Below are 15,437 nucleotides of genomic sequence, written 5' to 3' on the forward strand. Positions count from 1 at the left end.
ATCGCGTGTAGCGATAGCTGCCCCTTATTACTTCGCACTCACGATCTTATAATAAGAACGAACCGTTAAGAAGTAATATCCAATATAGATGACACCGTATACTCCAATACTAATGAGAAGCGGAATCATAATTTCAAATGGTAATATGTTCCCTAAACCTTTTAATGCAAACAAGCTGTGCAGGATTCCGATTACTAACGGAATCGCAAAGATAAAGCTTACTTGTTTTGCAATAGCTTTTTTCATTTCTTGTTTTGTGACCCCTATTTTGTGAAGTACAACATAACGCTCACGATCAGCATTTGCTTCTGTTAATTGTTTAAAGTAAATGATAGAACCTGTTGCTAGTAAGAATACAAGTCCTAAGAACATTCCGATGAACATCATTAATCCTGTTCCTTCAAGCCCCATATGGAAACCAGTGTAGAAATCTCTAAATGATGGCACCATTTCTGATTCACCAGCTGGCATCACTTTTGTTAATTTTTCTGTTAACACTTTACTATCTTTTTCATCTTTTACATCAATATTTTTTACAACGCGTGTTCCAAATGCTTGCTTCGCTTGTTCATACATTTCATCTGAAACGACAACAACTAATTCACCTAAATTTGTAATCGCAACGTCATTTGCACCTTGGATTTTTAATTGCTTCGTTTCGTTTCCAATTTGGAATACTGCTCTGTTTCCTTTATATTGTGGACTAAACTCATGTCCTTCAATATACGAACTATCATATATAAATGCTTCATCAGCAGCTACATTCACTGTTTCTGCGTCGATTTTCTTAGCAAGCTTATTAAATTCAGATTGAGACATAAATTGATATTTCTCTGAGATACTGTAGTTCATATTAAAGATGAAATCAACTTTATCTCCTTCAAACTTCCCTTTTACAGGAACTGTCTCAATTTCAAATTGATCTTTAATCGGATGATCTTTCTTCTCTTCTGCAAAAATCGCATTTACTTTCTTATCAAGCGCTGCATCTTTTTTCTCATAAGAATAGCTATATGGTGCAGCAACTTTTGATTGCGTAAATGTGTTGTAATACATCGTAACTGACGTACCAACCGCTGTTAATGTTACCGCACTTAAAATAGAAATTGTCGCAAGTGATTTTGCATTTCCTTTAATACGATATAGTAGCTGCGACGTCGTTACCATATTCATACCGTTATAAAACGCTGACTTATTATTTCTTGCACGTTTCAATACAAATACTGTGAAGAACATAAACAGTAAATAAGTCCCTGCTACTGTCGCTAATAAAATGTATAATGCAACGACCATAAAGTCTGCATATTTAACAGCCTTCATGAACATTAATGCTAAAAAATAACCTGAACCGATTAAGACAACTGAAATTAATGCCATAATAACTGATCCTTTTGGCATTGCTTCTCCTTCACGTTCGGCGCGGAAAAGTTCAATTAGCTTAAATCGATAAATTAAACGATATCCTTGAAGTGATGTATATAAAATAATCACAAAGAAAATAAGTGCTGTATCAATAATGGCAGCCATCGGTACTTCAAAATGAACATTTAAGTTTAATCCCATCATGCTTACTAGCAGTTCAAGGAATAATTTTGAAAGGACACTACCAATCGCAATACCGATAATTAAAGACATTAATCCCATTAACATATTTTCATAAAAGAGCATTTTACCAATTTGTCTTTTACGGATACCTAATAACGAATATAAGCCAACTTCTTTTTTACGTTTACGTGTAAAGAAACCGTTCGAATATATAATAAACACTGCTACGAAAATGATAAGCATGACACTTGAAACTTGGAACGCTCCGCTAATTTTTTTTGAAGCTTCTGCAGCTTTTTCCATTTGTGAATTGTATTGCAGTGCTTTAAATGTAAAATAAATAACGATACTAAAAATCATAGATGCAAAATATACAAAGTAGTCTTTAAAGTTCCGCTGTATGTTGCGGAGGGCAATGCTAGATAAGGTCATCAGCCATACCCCCAGAAATAGAAGACATTACATCAACAATTTTTTGGAAGAACTGTTTACGCGTCGATTCACCGCGGTGCAATTCTTTATATAGTTCACCATCTTTAATGAAAATAACTCGTTTACAATAACTTGCTGCAAATGCATCATGCGTTACCATTAAAATTGTTGAGTTATCATATTCGTTTAACGACTTCATACTTTCAAGTAAATCTGTTGCAGATTTAGAATCAAGCGCTCCAGTTGGCTCGTCTCCGAAAATCATACTTGGATTCGTAACAATCGCACGTGATGCTACGCAGCGCTGCTTCTGTCCACCAGATACTTGATATGGGAACTGACTTAAAATATGATCAATACCGAATTTCTTTGAGATTTCAAGAACGCGGCGATCAATCTCACTCGCTTTCACCTTTGATAACGCAAGTGGTAAAGCGATATTCTCTTTCACCGTTAACGTATCTAATAAGTTATAATCTTGGAAAATGAAACCTAAATGATCGCGGCGGAATAACGCTAACTTATCGTCATTCATTTTTACGATATCTTTTCCATCAATTAAAATTTCACCGTTCGTCGCATTATCAATTGTAGAAAGAACGTTTAGTAGAGTCGTCTTACCAGAACCTGAAGGTCCCATAATTCCAACGAACTCACCTTCTTTTACTTGTAAGTTAATACCTTTTAACGCTGCAAATTTATTACCACCCGTGTCATATACTTTTTCAATATTTTTTGCTTCTAGCACTGTTTTCATCTCGACATCCCTCATTTCATCTATTCTCTATTTTCAACTATATACACTCTCTACTCTTGCCACTATCGATGTTTCTTACACAAACATGACAGTTATGTAAGGCACATAAGTAAAGAAATCAAAAAGTTAACGTAATGAATTAAAGTACTTTGTTACTATAACATTGGGATATCATACCATCCATTCATTCTCCTTACAGGAACATTACAATTTTGTAAGGTAAAAAATGCACCTACAAAGTTGTGCACGAAATGTCGGATGGAGCTATTTCGTTCCTGCTATTCTATGTACAGAGGAGGTCATAATATGGATTCACTTAAAAATATGAATGCTGCAATGCAGTATATCGAAAACAACCTTACACATGAAATTGATTTTAAAGAAGTCGCAAAAATAGCTTACTGCTCCGAATATCATTTCAAGAGAATGTTTTCTTTTTTAGCTGGCATATCACTATCAGAATATATTCGCTGTAGACGTCTTACTCTCGCTGCCTTTGAACTAAAAAACAACAATGTAAAAGTCATTGATATCGCTATAAAATATGGATACAACTCACCAGATTCATTCGCTCGTGCATTTCAAAACTTGCACGGTATAACACCTTCAGAGGCCCGAAATAGTAGCCATTCTTTGAAGGCTTATTCACCAATGACCTTCCAATTATCCATTCAAGGAGGAAATGAAATGAACTATCGAATTGAAGAAAAAGAGCCCTTTCGAATTATAGGTATTACAAAACGAGTACCAATCGTTTTTAACGGTGTAAATGAAGAAATTGCTTCTATGTGGAAAAGTTTAAACCCAGAGTCTATTCAAACATTAAAGTCCCTTTCAAACATTGAACCTAATGGAATTATTAGTGCTTCTACTAATTTTTCTGAAGGAAGAATGGAGGAAAAAGGAGAACTTGATCACTATATTGGAGTAGCCACAACAAAGGATTGTCCAGAGCAATTCGCGCAACTTGAAGTCGCAGCTTCAACATGGGCTATATTCGAAGCTGTCGGTCCATTTCCTGATGCACTACAAAATGTATGGGGGCGCATTTATTCTGAATGGTTCCCTTCTTCGAACTATGAACTAGCGGAAGGACCGGAAGTATTGTGGAATGAACAGAAAGACATATCTTCTCCAAACTTTAAAAGTGAAATTTGGATACCGGTTTTGAAGAAGTGATAAAAAAACAAAGCTGCTCTTCCCTAAAAGGAAAAGCAGCTTTATTTACATTTTCAACTCTTCTTTATAAATACTATATGACTTTATTGTTGATACGATAATACATATTAATATGATTCCAATCCCCATAAAAATATTAAATGGATCTGGAAGCAAAGCCCCGGCATATATACAAAGTGAACCTATTACAAATACCCTCGAAGCAAATCTATGTGTTTTTCTCCAAACTACAGGATTTTCTAATGTCCAGTCCATTCGAATGCCTACTAACCCGTTCGGCTTCGTTTGTTGCATGTAATTACCTAGTACAAGAAACAATGTTCCAAGTCCAAAATTAAATGCAATTGAGCCCGATGCAATATAATTAGACGCTGCTAATAGTGCAAATAAGTTACAACCGAATCCTATTAAAAGAATTGCATAATGGACTGCGGAAAGGACTTTAGCATGCTGTTTATACTTATCTTTCGTTACATCAATATACCCAAGAGCTAGCCATATCAAATACAGCAACATCATGCTACCTATTGAAACAGAACTTGCTTCTACTTTAGAAAAATATCCATCTACTACTCCTGCCGCATTATAATGGCGTGGAATTTGTTCTGGTAAATATGGCCATACAATATACCATCCAATTGCAATGCCAATAATTAAACTCCATGGTAATACGTGTCTTTTCATCCTCTCTCCCCCATAATTTTTTATTAGGCCCCTATTTCTTTTTTATAGGCAACATAAGAATATCCCATCGTTAATCCTACTGCACCAATAATAATTCCAACCATTACGAAAGATTTCCACGCCACTGGTGCAAAAACACTTAAAATCATAATGATCCCCAATGCAACAAACACCTTTCCGCTAAAACGGTGCGTTTTTCTCCACACTTCTTCGTTACTTAATGTCCACGGTGTTTTTATACCTACAAAGTAGTTTGGTTTACATTGTGGTAAATAGTTTCCGATGACTATAAATAAAATACCCACTAATAATTCCGGCACGCGATTAATGAATAAATTGTATCCTAATCCACTTGTAATAATATCTATATTCCCTACAAATAGTAGCAGTAGTATCCCGTTATTCATCATCATAAAAGCTTTAGAAAACTTCTCGTAGTTCGCTTTCTTTGGATCAATCTTTGGTAACACGTTTAGAAAAATATATAAAACAATCATAATTCCAACCATAGAAAGCATTCCATACGATTTAGAAGAATATCCATCTACTTTACCGCCGCTCCAATGCGTTGCAATTGTATCCGGTAAATGTGGCCAAGCAAACGCCCAAGCTAAACAAGTTATAACAATTAATAAGATTGCAAAAAGATGCTTTTTCATTTCCCCTCTTCCCCCTTATTCGTAAATGTAAACACCCAAGTCAACAAATCTTGAAAGACCGTTGTGTTTAAAGAGTACACAACGAATTGCCCTTTCTTTTCATCTTGAATAAGTTCAGCATTTTTAAGTGCGCTTAAGTGGTGTGAAATACTTGGTTTTGTCATATTGAAATGTTCAGCAATCTCACCAGCGGTTAGATCACCTTCTTTTAATAAGTCTAAAATTTTTCGCCTTGTTGGATCTGCTAATGCTTTGAATGCTTGATTCAATGTCTTTCTTCCTTTCGATAATTAGACATTTAGATATTTATCTAAATGTTAAACCGATTACCGTTATTTGTCAATTTCATCCAGCGCCCTTTTTACTTTTCTCACTTTTAACCTATACTGTTTACTAGCTTATCTTTCAACATAATGAAAAGACTTGAAACACATGATACACTATAGCTACAATTGTTTTTTTTGAGGAGGAATATACATATGTATAAAATTTTAATCGTTGAAGACGATCCAAATATTTCATCATTACTGCAATCTCACATTCAGAAGTACGGTTATGAGGCTGTGGTAGCAGAGAATTTCGATGATATTATGGAATCGTTTAACGCTATGAAACCACATCTTGTTTTACTTGATGTAAACTTACCGAAATTCGATGGTTTCTACTGGTGCCGTCAAATTCGTCATGAATCTACTTGTCCAATTATTTTCATTTCAGCTCGTGCTGGTGAGATGGAACAAATTATGGCAATTGAAAGCGGTGCGGATGATTACATTACAAAACCGTTCCACTACGATGTTGTAATGGCGAAAATTAAAGGACAATTACGTCGTATTTACGGTGATTATGCACCGAATATTTCTGAACGTATCGTTGAAGTAGAAGGTTTAAAACTATTCCCAGAACGTCCTGAAATTCACTTCGGATCTGAACAAGTTCTTTTAACGAAGAAAGAAGCTATTTTAGCTGAAATGTTATTATCTAAATTCCCTCGTACAGCGAGCCGTGAAGATTTATTAGCTGCGCTTTGGGATGACGAGAGCTTCGTTGAAGAAAATACATTAAACGTAAACATTACGCGTCTTCGTAAAAAGTTTAATGAGCTTGGCATTGAGAACTCTATTGAAACAGTACGTGGACTTGGATATCGCTTTAACGCAACTTGGAGTGAATAAGCATGAAGCTATTTTTACGTGATCATTTTGCATTTTTCCTACTGTACGTTTTAAACTTCGGTATCATTTTCGTTCTTTATGATGCAGTAGATGGATTTCAAAACAATAAATTTTACTTCGTCGTTTTAAGTTTATATTTATTTATTTGTTTCCTTGCTTACCGTTACGTTCGCAATCGTAGAATGTACCATAGATTAAGCGAGCAACCAGAAAAAATGGAAGATGCGTTTATTGAAAGAGCGACTGCTCCGATGCCTCACGGTGTCAATGAACTCGTGCGTACGCAGTACCGCCTCTTCCAAAAAGAACTACAATCGTATGAAGTAAAACAACAAGAACATCAACTATTCATTAACCATTGGGTACATCAAATGAAGACACCTGTTTCTGTTATGCAGCTTATGGTGCTAGAAATGGAAGACGAGCATTTAATTCCAAAGTTTAAAAAAGAATTAGAGCGTCTAAACCAAGGGCTTGATATGGCTTTATACATGGCTAGGTTAAATAACTTCCATGAAGATTTCCATGTCGAGACGATTTCATTAAAAGATACGGTAACAAAAAATATTAATGGATTAAAAGAACTATTCATTCGTAATGGTGTCTTCCCTGTTTTAGAAGTCCATTCTGATTTAAAAGTTGCTTCTGATGCGAAATGGCTAAAATTTATCATCTATCAATTAATGACAAACGCTGTTCGTTACTCCGGTGAGCGCGGAAAGAAAGTTTTCTTATCTGCTTACCGAAACGGAAAAGATATTATTTTAGAAGTTCGTGATGAAGGTGTTGGTATTCCACAAGAAGATATTCGAAGAGTATTTGAACCGTTTTACACTGGGAAAAACGGTCGCGCCTTCGGAGAATCTACTGGTATGGGACTTTATATTGTAAGTAAAATTTGTGATTATTTAGGTCACTCTGTCAAACTAGATTCTGAAGTTGATAAAGGAACGACGATTAAAATCATCTTCCACAACGCTGCAAATAATCAAGCAGAACATACGGAGAAGGTGACCGAAGCATGATCGTAACATATGCAAGCAAAATGTATGAGAACTCACTCTCATACATTTTTTGCAATACAACTACTTCTATATCTTCTAGCCGGAGGTATAATCTATGACATTTTGGCAATTTGCATTTAAAAACGTCACGCGCAACTCAAGAGCTTATTTTGCTTACTTTGTAAGTAGCTCCTTTTCCATTGCTGTGTTCTTTTCGTTTGCTGTTTACTTATTCCATCCGAAATTACAAAACTTTGACATGACCTCTGAAATTTCAGGATTAATGATATTTTCAGAAGTAGTAATTGTATTTTTCTCTTTCTTCTTTTTACTATATTCCATTGGTACTTTTTTAAAAGTTAGAAAAAAACAATTTGGTATTCTGACCATTTTAGGAATATCGAGAAAACAATTACATCGTCTTATTTTTATGGAGAATATGTTAATCGGGATTTTATCTATCTTTTTCGGCATGCAGTTTGGAGTTGTTTTTTCTCAATTTTTCTTATTAGTAACAGCCAAACTTACCCATGTTCCAGGAATATATTTATACGGGCCTACTAACGCGTTTATTTTAACAACCATTGTTTTCCTTAGTCTTTTTATCATTGTATCTGCATTCACACCAATGCTTATTCGTACAAAAAAAGCAGTACACCTTTTAAAAACAAATGGTGGAAAACAAAAAGAAAGAAAACCATCCATACTTGTTTCATTATTTGGTGCGATTTGTTTATTTGGTGGTTATGCGTTAGCTGGAAATCCTAAATATTTCGTATCAGTAAGCCCGCAAATCGGTGTTATATATATGGTTTCAAGTATTTTCGTTATCCCAATGCTTGTTACAATTGGAACATATTTCTTCTTTTCACAAATTAGTTTCTTACTTATTTATATTTTAAAGAAAAGAAGGAAGTTTTATATGAAACGGATTAATATGCTTTGGATTTCGGATTTAGCAAGCCGTATTCGAACGAATATTAATATGCTGTTTATTGTAGCCATGCTATCTACAATTGCTTTCACAATGATTACGTTTCTATATGGATTCGGGAAATTTATTAAGCTAGAGGTGAATAGAACTTCTCCTTTTCCAATTTCTTATTTTTCTTATGATGCGAACCCTTTTGTTACAGAGCATTTAAATTGGCTTGAGCAACAATTACAAAAAGAGCATTTCCCCTATCAAAAAATAAAAGCTGATATATATGAAACACCACTAAAAGAAGATAAAGATATAGCTATTTATAATGACGTATACGCAATTAAGCAAAGTGACTATAACAAACTTGCAGATTCTTTACGAATGAAACAACTATTTATGGATGATAACGAAGCATATGTGCTAACAGGGACATCTTATATCACCATATTCAACGAATTTGAGCAAAGCTACAAAAGAGATTACATTACACTCTCTAGTACAAATACGAAATTACGAGTGAAAGGCTATGAGCATGTGAATGCAATTCCAGCTGGCTTTTCATATCAAACGATAGTTTTGCCTGATGTTATCGTAAATAACTTACCTAGCACCGTAAAGCATATATCAGCATACAATTACAAAATTCAAAACTGGGAACAGACATATGAAATTGCTGATAATTTTATAGAAAAAGTTCAAAAAGATCGAAATAAATCCCAGTATGAAGGACCTCTTATTCGTTCCTTTGAATCAGCAGGATCGTTATACAAAATAACATCAGGCAGTGCTGCATTTTTCCTAATTGGGACATTTTTAGGAGTTATTTTCTTCATTGGAGCTGGTAGCGTTCTTTACTTTAGAATGTATACGGATTTGACGAACGAACAAGAGAAATATATAACGATTTCTAAAATCGGTGTAACAGATACAGAGATGAAACGATCTGCAACCATTCAACTTAGTATTTTATTTTTCATTCCGTACATTATGGCATCCATTCATACAATGTTCGCAACAAAAATGCTACAAGATGTAATTGGTTTATCTCTGTTCAAAGAGGTTTCAGCCGTTCTTATTATTTTTGGATTCGTTGAAATCGTATTTTTCGTATTCATTCGTTCACTTTATATGCAAAAATTATCACAATACACGAGTGGACAAAATATTTAAAACAAACTTGATGAAAAGAGTATTTCCTATGCTCTTCTCATCTTCACCCTATCAGGAGGTTCAGGTGAATGACATTTTGGCAGTTTGCATTTAAAAACGTGACGCGGAACGCCAGAGCTTATTTCGCCTATTTTGTAAGCAGTGCGTTCTCCATCGCAATCTTTTTCTCATTTGCAGTTTATTTATTTCATCCTAAATTGCATATGACAGACGTGAATTATTCTCTGAACATATTAATGACAATTTCAGAAGTTGTCATTGTGTTCTTTTCATTTTTCTTTTTACTGTATTCAATCGGGACGTTTTTAAAAGTACGAAAAAAACAGTTCGGGATTTTAACAGTACTTGGCATATCTCAAAAACAATTAAAGCGACTCATATTTATAGAAAATATGTTAATTGGTGCTCTTTCTATATTTTTTGGCATTCAACTTGGAGTTGTCTTTTCACAGTTCTTTTTATTAGTTACCGCCAAAATTACACACGTACCTGGTTTATATTTATATCCGCCTACAAGTGCTATCGTTTTAACTATCATCATCTTTCTCGGGCTCTTCATTCTCGTATCATCTTTTACACCGATGCTCATTCGCACGAGAAAAGCCGTACGTCTTTTAAAAGAAGGAAAACAACAAAAAGAAAGAAAAGCATCCGTGCTCATCTCTCTATTTGGTGCGGCATGTTTAATAACTGGATATGTATTAGAATCCAATCCATTATATTTTATGTCGTTAGGCGATATCATTGGGCTTTTATATGCCGTCTCTAGTATATTTGTTATTCCATCGCTTATTGCAGCTGGAACATACTTTTTCTTTTCACAAATTAGTTTTTTACTTATTCGTATTTTAAAAATGCGAAGAACGTTTTATATGAAACGAATTAATATGCTTTGGATTTCGGATTTAGCAGCGCGCATTCGGACAAACATTAACATGCTTTTTATTGTAGCGATGCTATCAACACTCGCTTTTACAATGATTACATTCTTATACGGTTTTGGGAAATTTACAAAGTTTGATGCAATTAGACAAAACCCTTTCCCGTTTACGTATTTATCACATACTGAAAATACATTAGCTGATGAACATTTAAACTGGTTAGAGCAGAAATTTAATGAAGAGCATTTTACTTATACGAAATTTAAAACGGATATATATGAAGTATCTTCAGCTGAAGATAACACGCAGCTCTATTACGCAATTAAACAAAGTGACTATAATGTACTTGCTAAATCATTAAATTGGGAAAAACTCACGGTAAATAAGAATGAATCTTATATTCTTATGAAAGACTTAGATGATCAAGTTATTGGAACACTTCACAATGAAGAAAAGAAAAATACTCTTACACTTACTCAAAACAATTTACAACTACAAGTGAAAGAATATAAAAGTTATAGCCCATTCCCAAACAGCTTAATATACCAATTACTCATACTATCTGATGAAAATGTAGAATCCTTATCCACAGTTTCCAAACAAATGAGTGTATATAACTTCAAAGTTACAGATTGGGAAAAAGCACATAATATCGGTTCATCGTTTATAACAAAAATTGATAACGATAATGCAGCAATTCAAGCAGAGCATCCACCTTTCCATGCAAGTGAAGCGAGCGATTCCTTATATAAGACAAAACTAAATGTCGCTTCGTTCTTCTTAATTGGTACTTTCTTAGGTGTTATCTTCTTTATCGGTGCTGGTAGTGTTCTTTACTTCCGAATGTATACAGATTTAACAAATGAGCAAGAAAAATATATAACGATTACGAAAATTGGCTTAACTGAAACTGAAATGAAACGTTCAGCGACAATTCAGCTTGCGATTCTTTTCTTCGTGCCTTACATTATGGCATCAATCCATACGATGTTTGCGACAAAGATGCTACAAGAAGTTCTACATCTCTCGTTCTTCGCTGAGATTACAGTCGTACTGTTGATTTTTGGAACAGTTGAAATTTTATTTTTCCTTTTAATTCGTTCCTTTTATATGCAAAAATTATCACAACATATTAAGTTTTAAAAGTAGAAAGGTGATTACTATGGAAGAAGTATTACACATAAAAAACGTCTCAAAAGTATATGAGGGAAAAGTCCCTCATACTGCTTTAAAAAATATAAATTTACACGTAGATAAAGGGGAATTCGTTGCCATTATGGGTCCATCTGGTAGCGGGAAATCTACATTTTTAAACGTTATTTCTACAATTGATTCTCCTACTTCTGGTGACGTCGTTATTAACGGAAAAAAACCACACACATTTCGTAGAGAGAAGTTAGCTATTTTCCGCCGCCAAGAGTTAGGATTTGTTTTCCAAAACTTTAACCTACTAGATACACTAACAATCGGTGAAAATATCGTACTACCTTTAACATTAGATAATGTTCCATTAAAAGAAATGGATGAAAAGCTTGATAACATTTCAAAAAAGCTTGGAATTGATCATATTTTGGACAAACGTATTTTTGAAGTTTCTGGAGGACAAGCACAGCGTACTGCAGTAGCACGTGCTGTTATTCATCACCCTTCTCTCTTACTAGCCGATGAACCGACAGGGAACCTGGATTCAAAAGCCGCTATTGATGTAATGGAGTTATTTACGAAATTAAACAAAGAAGAAGATGCAACGATTTTAATGGTTACGCACGATCCGTTTGCAGCAAGTTATTGTAACCGTGTTATTTTCATTAAAGATGGAGAGCTTTACAATGAACTGCACCGCGGATTATATCGCGAGAAGTTTTATCAAGAAATATTAGATGTTCTAGCCTTATTAGGAGGAAGACGTGGATGACGTTTTGGCAATTCGCATTTAAAAATGTCTCACGTAATTCAAAAGCATATTTCGCCTACTTTGTAAGTAGTGCGTTTTCTATCATGGTTTTCTTTTCATTTACTGTATACGCGTATCATCCACGCTTACAGAGTGTACAAAGCTTTCAAGAACGTGATCCTCTAATGAATTTAGCTAGTACAGCACAGCTTGTGATTGTTATGTTCTCGTTCTTCTTTCTCTTATATTCAATTGGAACATTTTTAAATGTGCGGAAGCAGCAATTCGGGATACTCACTATTCTTGGTATCTCACAGAGACAATTAAAAAGATTGTTATTTACCGAAAACATGATAATTGGGATATTATCCATCTTTATCGGCATTCAAGGTGGACTTGTATTTTCTAACTTTTTCTTATTAGTCACTTCGAAATTAACAAACGCGAAAGGTCTCTATTTATATTGGCCAACAGAAGCGATTATCGTTACAACCGTAACGTTTATCATTTTATTTTTAATCGTTTCTACATTTACACCAATGTTTATTCGTACTCGAAAAACAACGAAGCTTATTAAGGGTGTTAACAAAGAGAAGAGCGAAAAAAAACCATCTATACTCATTTCACTATTTGCTTTAACTTGTTTAGGACTATGTTATTATATTGCCGGTTATCCGCAAGGCTACATAACGGAAAAAAATGCACAAAATGGATCTGTATTCTTAATTATGCTATCTATTTTACCGCTTGTAGTGATTGGGACGTATTTATTTTTTTCACAAACATTTCTTCTCTTTATCTATATTTTAAAGAAACGAAGAAAGTTTTACTTAAAACAAATAAATATGTTATGGATTTCAGATTTAGTTTCTCGTACACGCAGTAATATTAATGTACTCTTTATTGTTTCTATGCTATCTGCACTTGCATTTACAATTATTATCGGGTTATTTGCTGCAAACAATAATACGAAAGCACCCATACTAGAACGATATCCAATACCATTCACCTATACATCAGAAGGTGTTAATGCATTTGAACAAAAGCATATTACTACGATTGAAACTGAACTTACAAATGCTAATTTTCAATATGACAAATATAAGTTTACCGTTTTAAAAGATACAGCTTCAAAAGAATCAATTGCCATTATGAAAATGAGTGATTATAACGCAATAGCACAGCAATTAAACAGACCAAAAATCACTCTCGATTCTTCACAAGTTTATAATATTTCTCGCTATTCACCAGCGTTATTAAATCTCGTGTCTAACCCATTTGCGAAGCAGAACACAATTACACTTGGCTCTAATAAAAAGGAATTTCAAATTAAAGGTTTTATTAATAGAGGAATTGAGCCTCCCTTTGCATTACCTCACTTAATTGTGATGCAAGATGAAGTAATTGAAAATATGATTCCTCATATTGAAACAATTACAGTCTATAACTACTTCGTGGAAAATTGGGAAAATGCAATTGTCCCAACAAAAAATATATTAAAAAGCTTAGATCATGATGCAGAAATTTTGTATGAAGCACATAAAAATGAAGAAAATTTCATTAAACCATTTTATATTTATACAGCTACGGATGAACTCGTTCATAGTAAAGGAAATGCAGTCGCTCAATTCTTTATTTGGGCATTTCTCGGCTTTATTTTCTTTATCGGAGCAGCTAGTGTTTTATATTTCCGTATGTATAATGACTTAACAACTGAAAGACAAAAGTATATTACGATTACAAAGCTTGGCTTAACTGAATCAGAAATGTTTCGCTCTGCAACGATTCAATTAGGAATTTTATTTTTCGTTCCTTACATCGTTGCTGGTGTTCACACATTATTTGCGGTTAAGTTTTTACAAAGCATGTTTTCTTTCTCCTTATTAAAAGAGACATGTATCGTACTCACCTTTTTCGGGATTATCGAGATCATTTTCTTCTTCTTAATCCGTTCTCTGTACATTAATAAATTATCACAGCATATAAAAATATGAATAAAATAGCCTTGTGCAATATGCACAAGGCTATTTTCAATAGTTTTTAATAATTAGCAGCAATATCCGCCGTAGCCGCCAGCATAACCGCCATAACCACCATAACCACCATAGCCACAACCGCCGCCTCCGCCGAAGCAGCTAGCACCGATGATAATTAATAAAATAAACAATACGATTAGAAGCGCAAAACCGCCTCCGCAACCATGTCTGCGGTTACAATCATCATGTCTGTGTTCACACTTTTCGCTCATTACCCTATTCCTCCTTTAGTATCATTCATAACAAGTTCACCTTGCTCTAAATGAGGGGATTCCATTTATATTATGTTTTCAGGGCGAATAGGAAGCTTGGCTTACCTAAAAACGGGCTTGTTTTAGGAATTGGGCTTTATTAAAAAGCGAATGAGCCTTATCCAGATGTAAGCATAAAACATTTGACATACTCTTAATTTCTTACTAATATTTAATTGAACGATCAATCAATTTTTTGATTATACATTTAAATCATATAAATTAGGAGTTGAATAGCGTGACTGATTCTTTTATTGCAGAGGCTAGGCGTGAACAAATTATTCTTGCATGTATTGATACATTAGAAGAGGTTGGATATAACAATTTAAGCTTAACGAAGGTAGCAAAAAAAGCTAAGATTAGCACCGGACTTATTTCTTATCATTTTAACGATAAGCTTTACCTTATGAATCGCACATTACAATTTTTAGTTGCCAAACAACATGAATTTATTAGTAATCGAGTACTATTAGCTCAATCTGAAATAAATAAACTAGAGGCTTTTATTGAAGCACACTTGGCTTATCAAGAAACTCATTACAAAAATAATATTGCCTTAATTGAGATTGTCTTTAATGCAAGAAATGAAGAGAACGTTCCTTATTACAGAATCGAAGACGACGAAGAGGAGGATGCTCTTAGAACGATGTTATTAGATATTTTGAAGACTGGTCAACAAAATGGCGTGTTTTCCGATTCTTTCCAAACCGACACATTAGCTTCATTTATTTTAGGAGCAATCGAAGAAAGAATGCTGAAGGCAAATTCATCTATATCCATAGAAAATTACTCAGATGAGCTCATAAAAATGGTGAAGAAACTCACTGTTTAAATATGCCTTGATT

General features: G+C 34.1%; 14 protein-coding genes. 8 read left to right on the plus strand and 6 right to left on the minus strand.

Annotation, left to right across the window (positions count from 1 at the left end; translation table 11 throughout):
* Positions 1-27: 27 nt before the first annotated feature.
* Complete coding sequence (locus ACO6VI_RS02385) at positions 28-1,977, minus strand: ABC transporter permease (RefSeq protein WP_088021555.1); 1,950 nt, start codon at positions 1,975-1,977, stop codon at positions 28-30.
* Positions 1,964-2,734, minus strand: coding sequence for an ABC transporter ATP-binding protein (locus ACO6VI_RS02390; RefSeq protein ID WP_422422975.1), 771 nt, complete (start codon positions 2,732-2,734; stop codon positions 1,964-1,966). Before ACO6VI_RS02390 ends, ACO6VI_RS02385 begins: the two co-directional genes overlap by 14 nt.
* A 306-nt stretch (positions 2,735-3,040) precedes the next feature.
* Here ACO6VI_RS02390 and ACO6VI_RS02395 point away from each other — a divergent pair, with 306 nt between their 5' ends.
* Complete coding sequence (locus ACO6VI_RS02395; protein WP_049107529.1) at positions 3,041-3,913, plus strand: AraC family transcriptional regulator; 873 nt, start codon at positions 3,041-3,043, stop codon at positions 3,911-3,913.
* A gap of 45 nt (positions 3,914-3,958) precedes the next feature.
* Here ACO6VI_RS02395 and ACO6VI_RS02400 read toward each other — a convergent pair whose 3' ends face one another.
* Genes ACO6VI_RS02400 through ACO6VI_RS02410 form a run of 3 tightly spaced genes read right to left on the minus strand, consistent with a single transcriptional unit; the run spans position 3,959 to position 5,525 of the window.
* Entirely contained in the window at positions 3,959-4,597 is a 639-nt protein-coding gene (locus tag ACO6VI_RS02400; protein ID WP_000820676.1) for an SdpI family protein, read from the minus strand.
* Positions 4,598-4,620: 23 nt separating this feature from the next.
* Positions 4,621-5,256 carry an SdpI family protein gene (locus ACO6VI_RS02405; protein ID WP_000716363.1) on the minus strand — a complete coding sequence of 212 codons (636 nt, stop codon included), beginning with the start codon at positions 5,254-5,256 and terminating at the stop codon, positions 4,621-4,623.
* Entirely contained in the window at positions 5,253-5,525 is a 273-nt protein-coding gene (locus ACO6VI_RS02410; protein ID WP_001070531.1) for an autorepressor SdpR family transcription factor, read from the minus strand. Before ACO6VI_RS02410 ends, ACO6VI_RS02405 begins: the two co-directional genes overlap by 4 nt.
* Before the next feature lie 210 nt (positions 5,526-5,735).
* On the opposite strand from ACO6VI_RS02410, the gene ACO6VI_RS02415 reads away from it, so the two are divergent.
* From ACO6VI_RS02415 to ACO6VI_RS02440, 6 genes are all read left to right on the plus strand, one after another.
* Entirely contained in the window at positions 5,736-6,431 is a 696-nt protein-coding gene (locus ACO6VI_RS02415; protein ID WP_088021554.1) for a response regulator transcription factor, read from the plus strand.
* 2 nt (positions 6,432-6,433) lie between these two features.
* Positions 6,434-7,456 (plus strand): sensor histidine kinase, encoded by a 1,023-nt coding sequence (locus tag ACO6VI_RS02420; protein ID WP_088021553.1) that lies wholly within the window; start codon positions 6,434-6,436, stop codon positions 7,454-7,456.
* 94 nt (positions 7,457-7,550) lie between these two features.
* Positions 7,551-9,530, plus strand: a complete 1,980-nt coding sequence (locus ACO6VI_RS02425) for an ABC transporter permease (protein WP_088021552.1) — start codon at positions 7,551-7,553, stop codon at positions 9,528-9,530.
* A 68-nt stretch (positions 9,531-9,598) separates the two neighbouring features.
* Positions 9,599-11,554: an ABC transporter permease gene (locus tag ACO6VI_RS02430; RefSeq protein ID WP_088021551.1), complete on the plus strand. Its 1,956-nt coding sequence runs from the start codon at positions 9,599-9,601 to the stop codon at positions 11,552-11,554.
* 19 nt (positions 11,555-11,573) lie between these two features.
* Positions 11,574-12,326 carry an ABC transporter ATP-binding protein gene (locus ACO6VI_RS02435; RefSeq protein WP_000393250.1) on the plus strand — a complete coding sequence of 251 codons (753 nt, stop codon included), beginning with the start codon at positions 11,574-11,576 and terminating at the stop codon, positions 12,324-12,326.
* Positions 12,323-14,299 carry an FtsX-like permease family protein gene (locus tag ACO6VI_RS02440; RefSeq protein ID WP_000144950.1) on the plus strand — a complete coding sequence of 659 codons (1,977 nt, stop codon included), beginning with the start codon at positions 12,323-12,325 and terminating at the stop codon, positions 14,297-14,299. Before ACO6VI_RS02435 ends, ACO6VI_RS02440 begins: the two co-directional genes overlap by 4 nt.
* Positions 14,300-14,352: 53 nt before the next feature.
* On the opposite strand, the gene ACO6VI_RS02445 is transcribed toward ACO6VI_RS02440, so the two are convergent.
* Positions 14,353-14,553: a YjcZ family sporulation protein gene (locus tag ACO6VI_RS02445; RefSeq protein WP_078401185.1), complete on the minus strand. Its 201-nt coding sequence runs from the start codon at positions 14,551-14,553 to the stop codon at positions 14,353-14,355.
* Between the two features lie 277 nt (positions 14,554-14,830).
* Between ACO6VI_RS02445 and ACO6VI_RS02450 the strand changes: the two genes are divergently transcribed.
* Positions 14,831-15,424 (plus strand): TetR/AcrR family transcriptional regulator, encoded by a 594-nt coding sequence (locus ACO6VI_RS02450; RefSeq protein ID WP_000132248.1) that lies wholly within the window; start codon positions 14,831-14,833, stop codon positions 15,422-15,424.
* The last annotated feature ends 13 nt before the right edge of the window (positions 15,425-15,437 follow it).

The organism is Bacillus sp. PSXD-155, assembly GCF_049310765.1.
In the GTDB taxonomy this organism is placed as follows: Bacteria; Bacillota; Bacilli; order Bacillales; family Bacillaceae_G; genus Bacillus_A; species Bacillus_A cereus.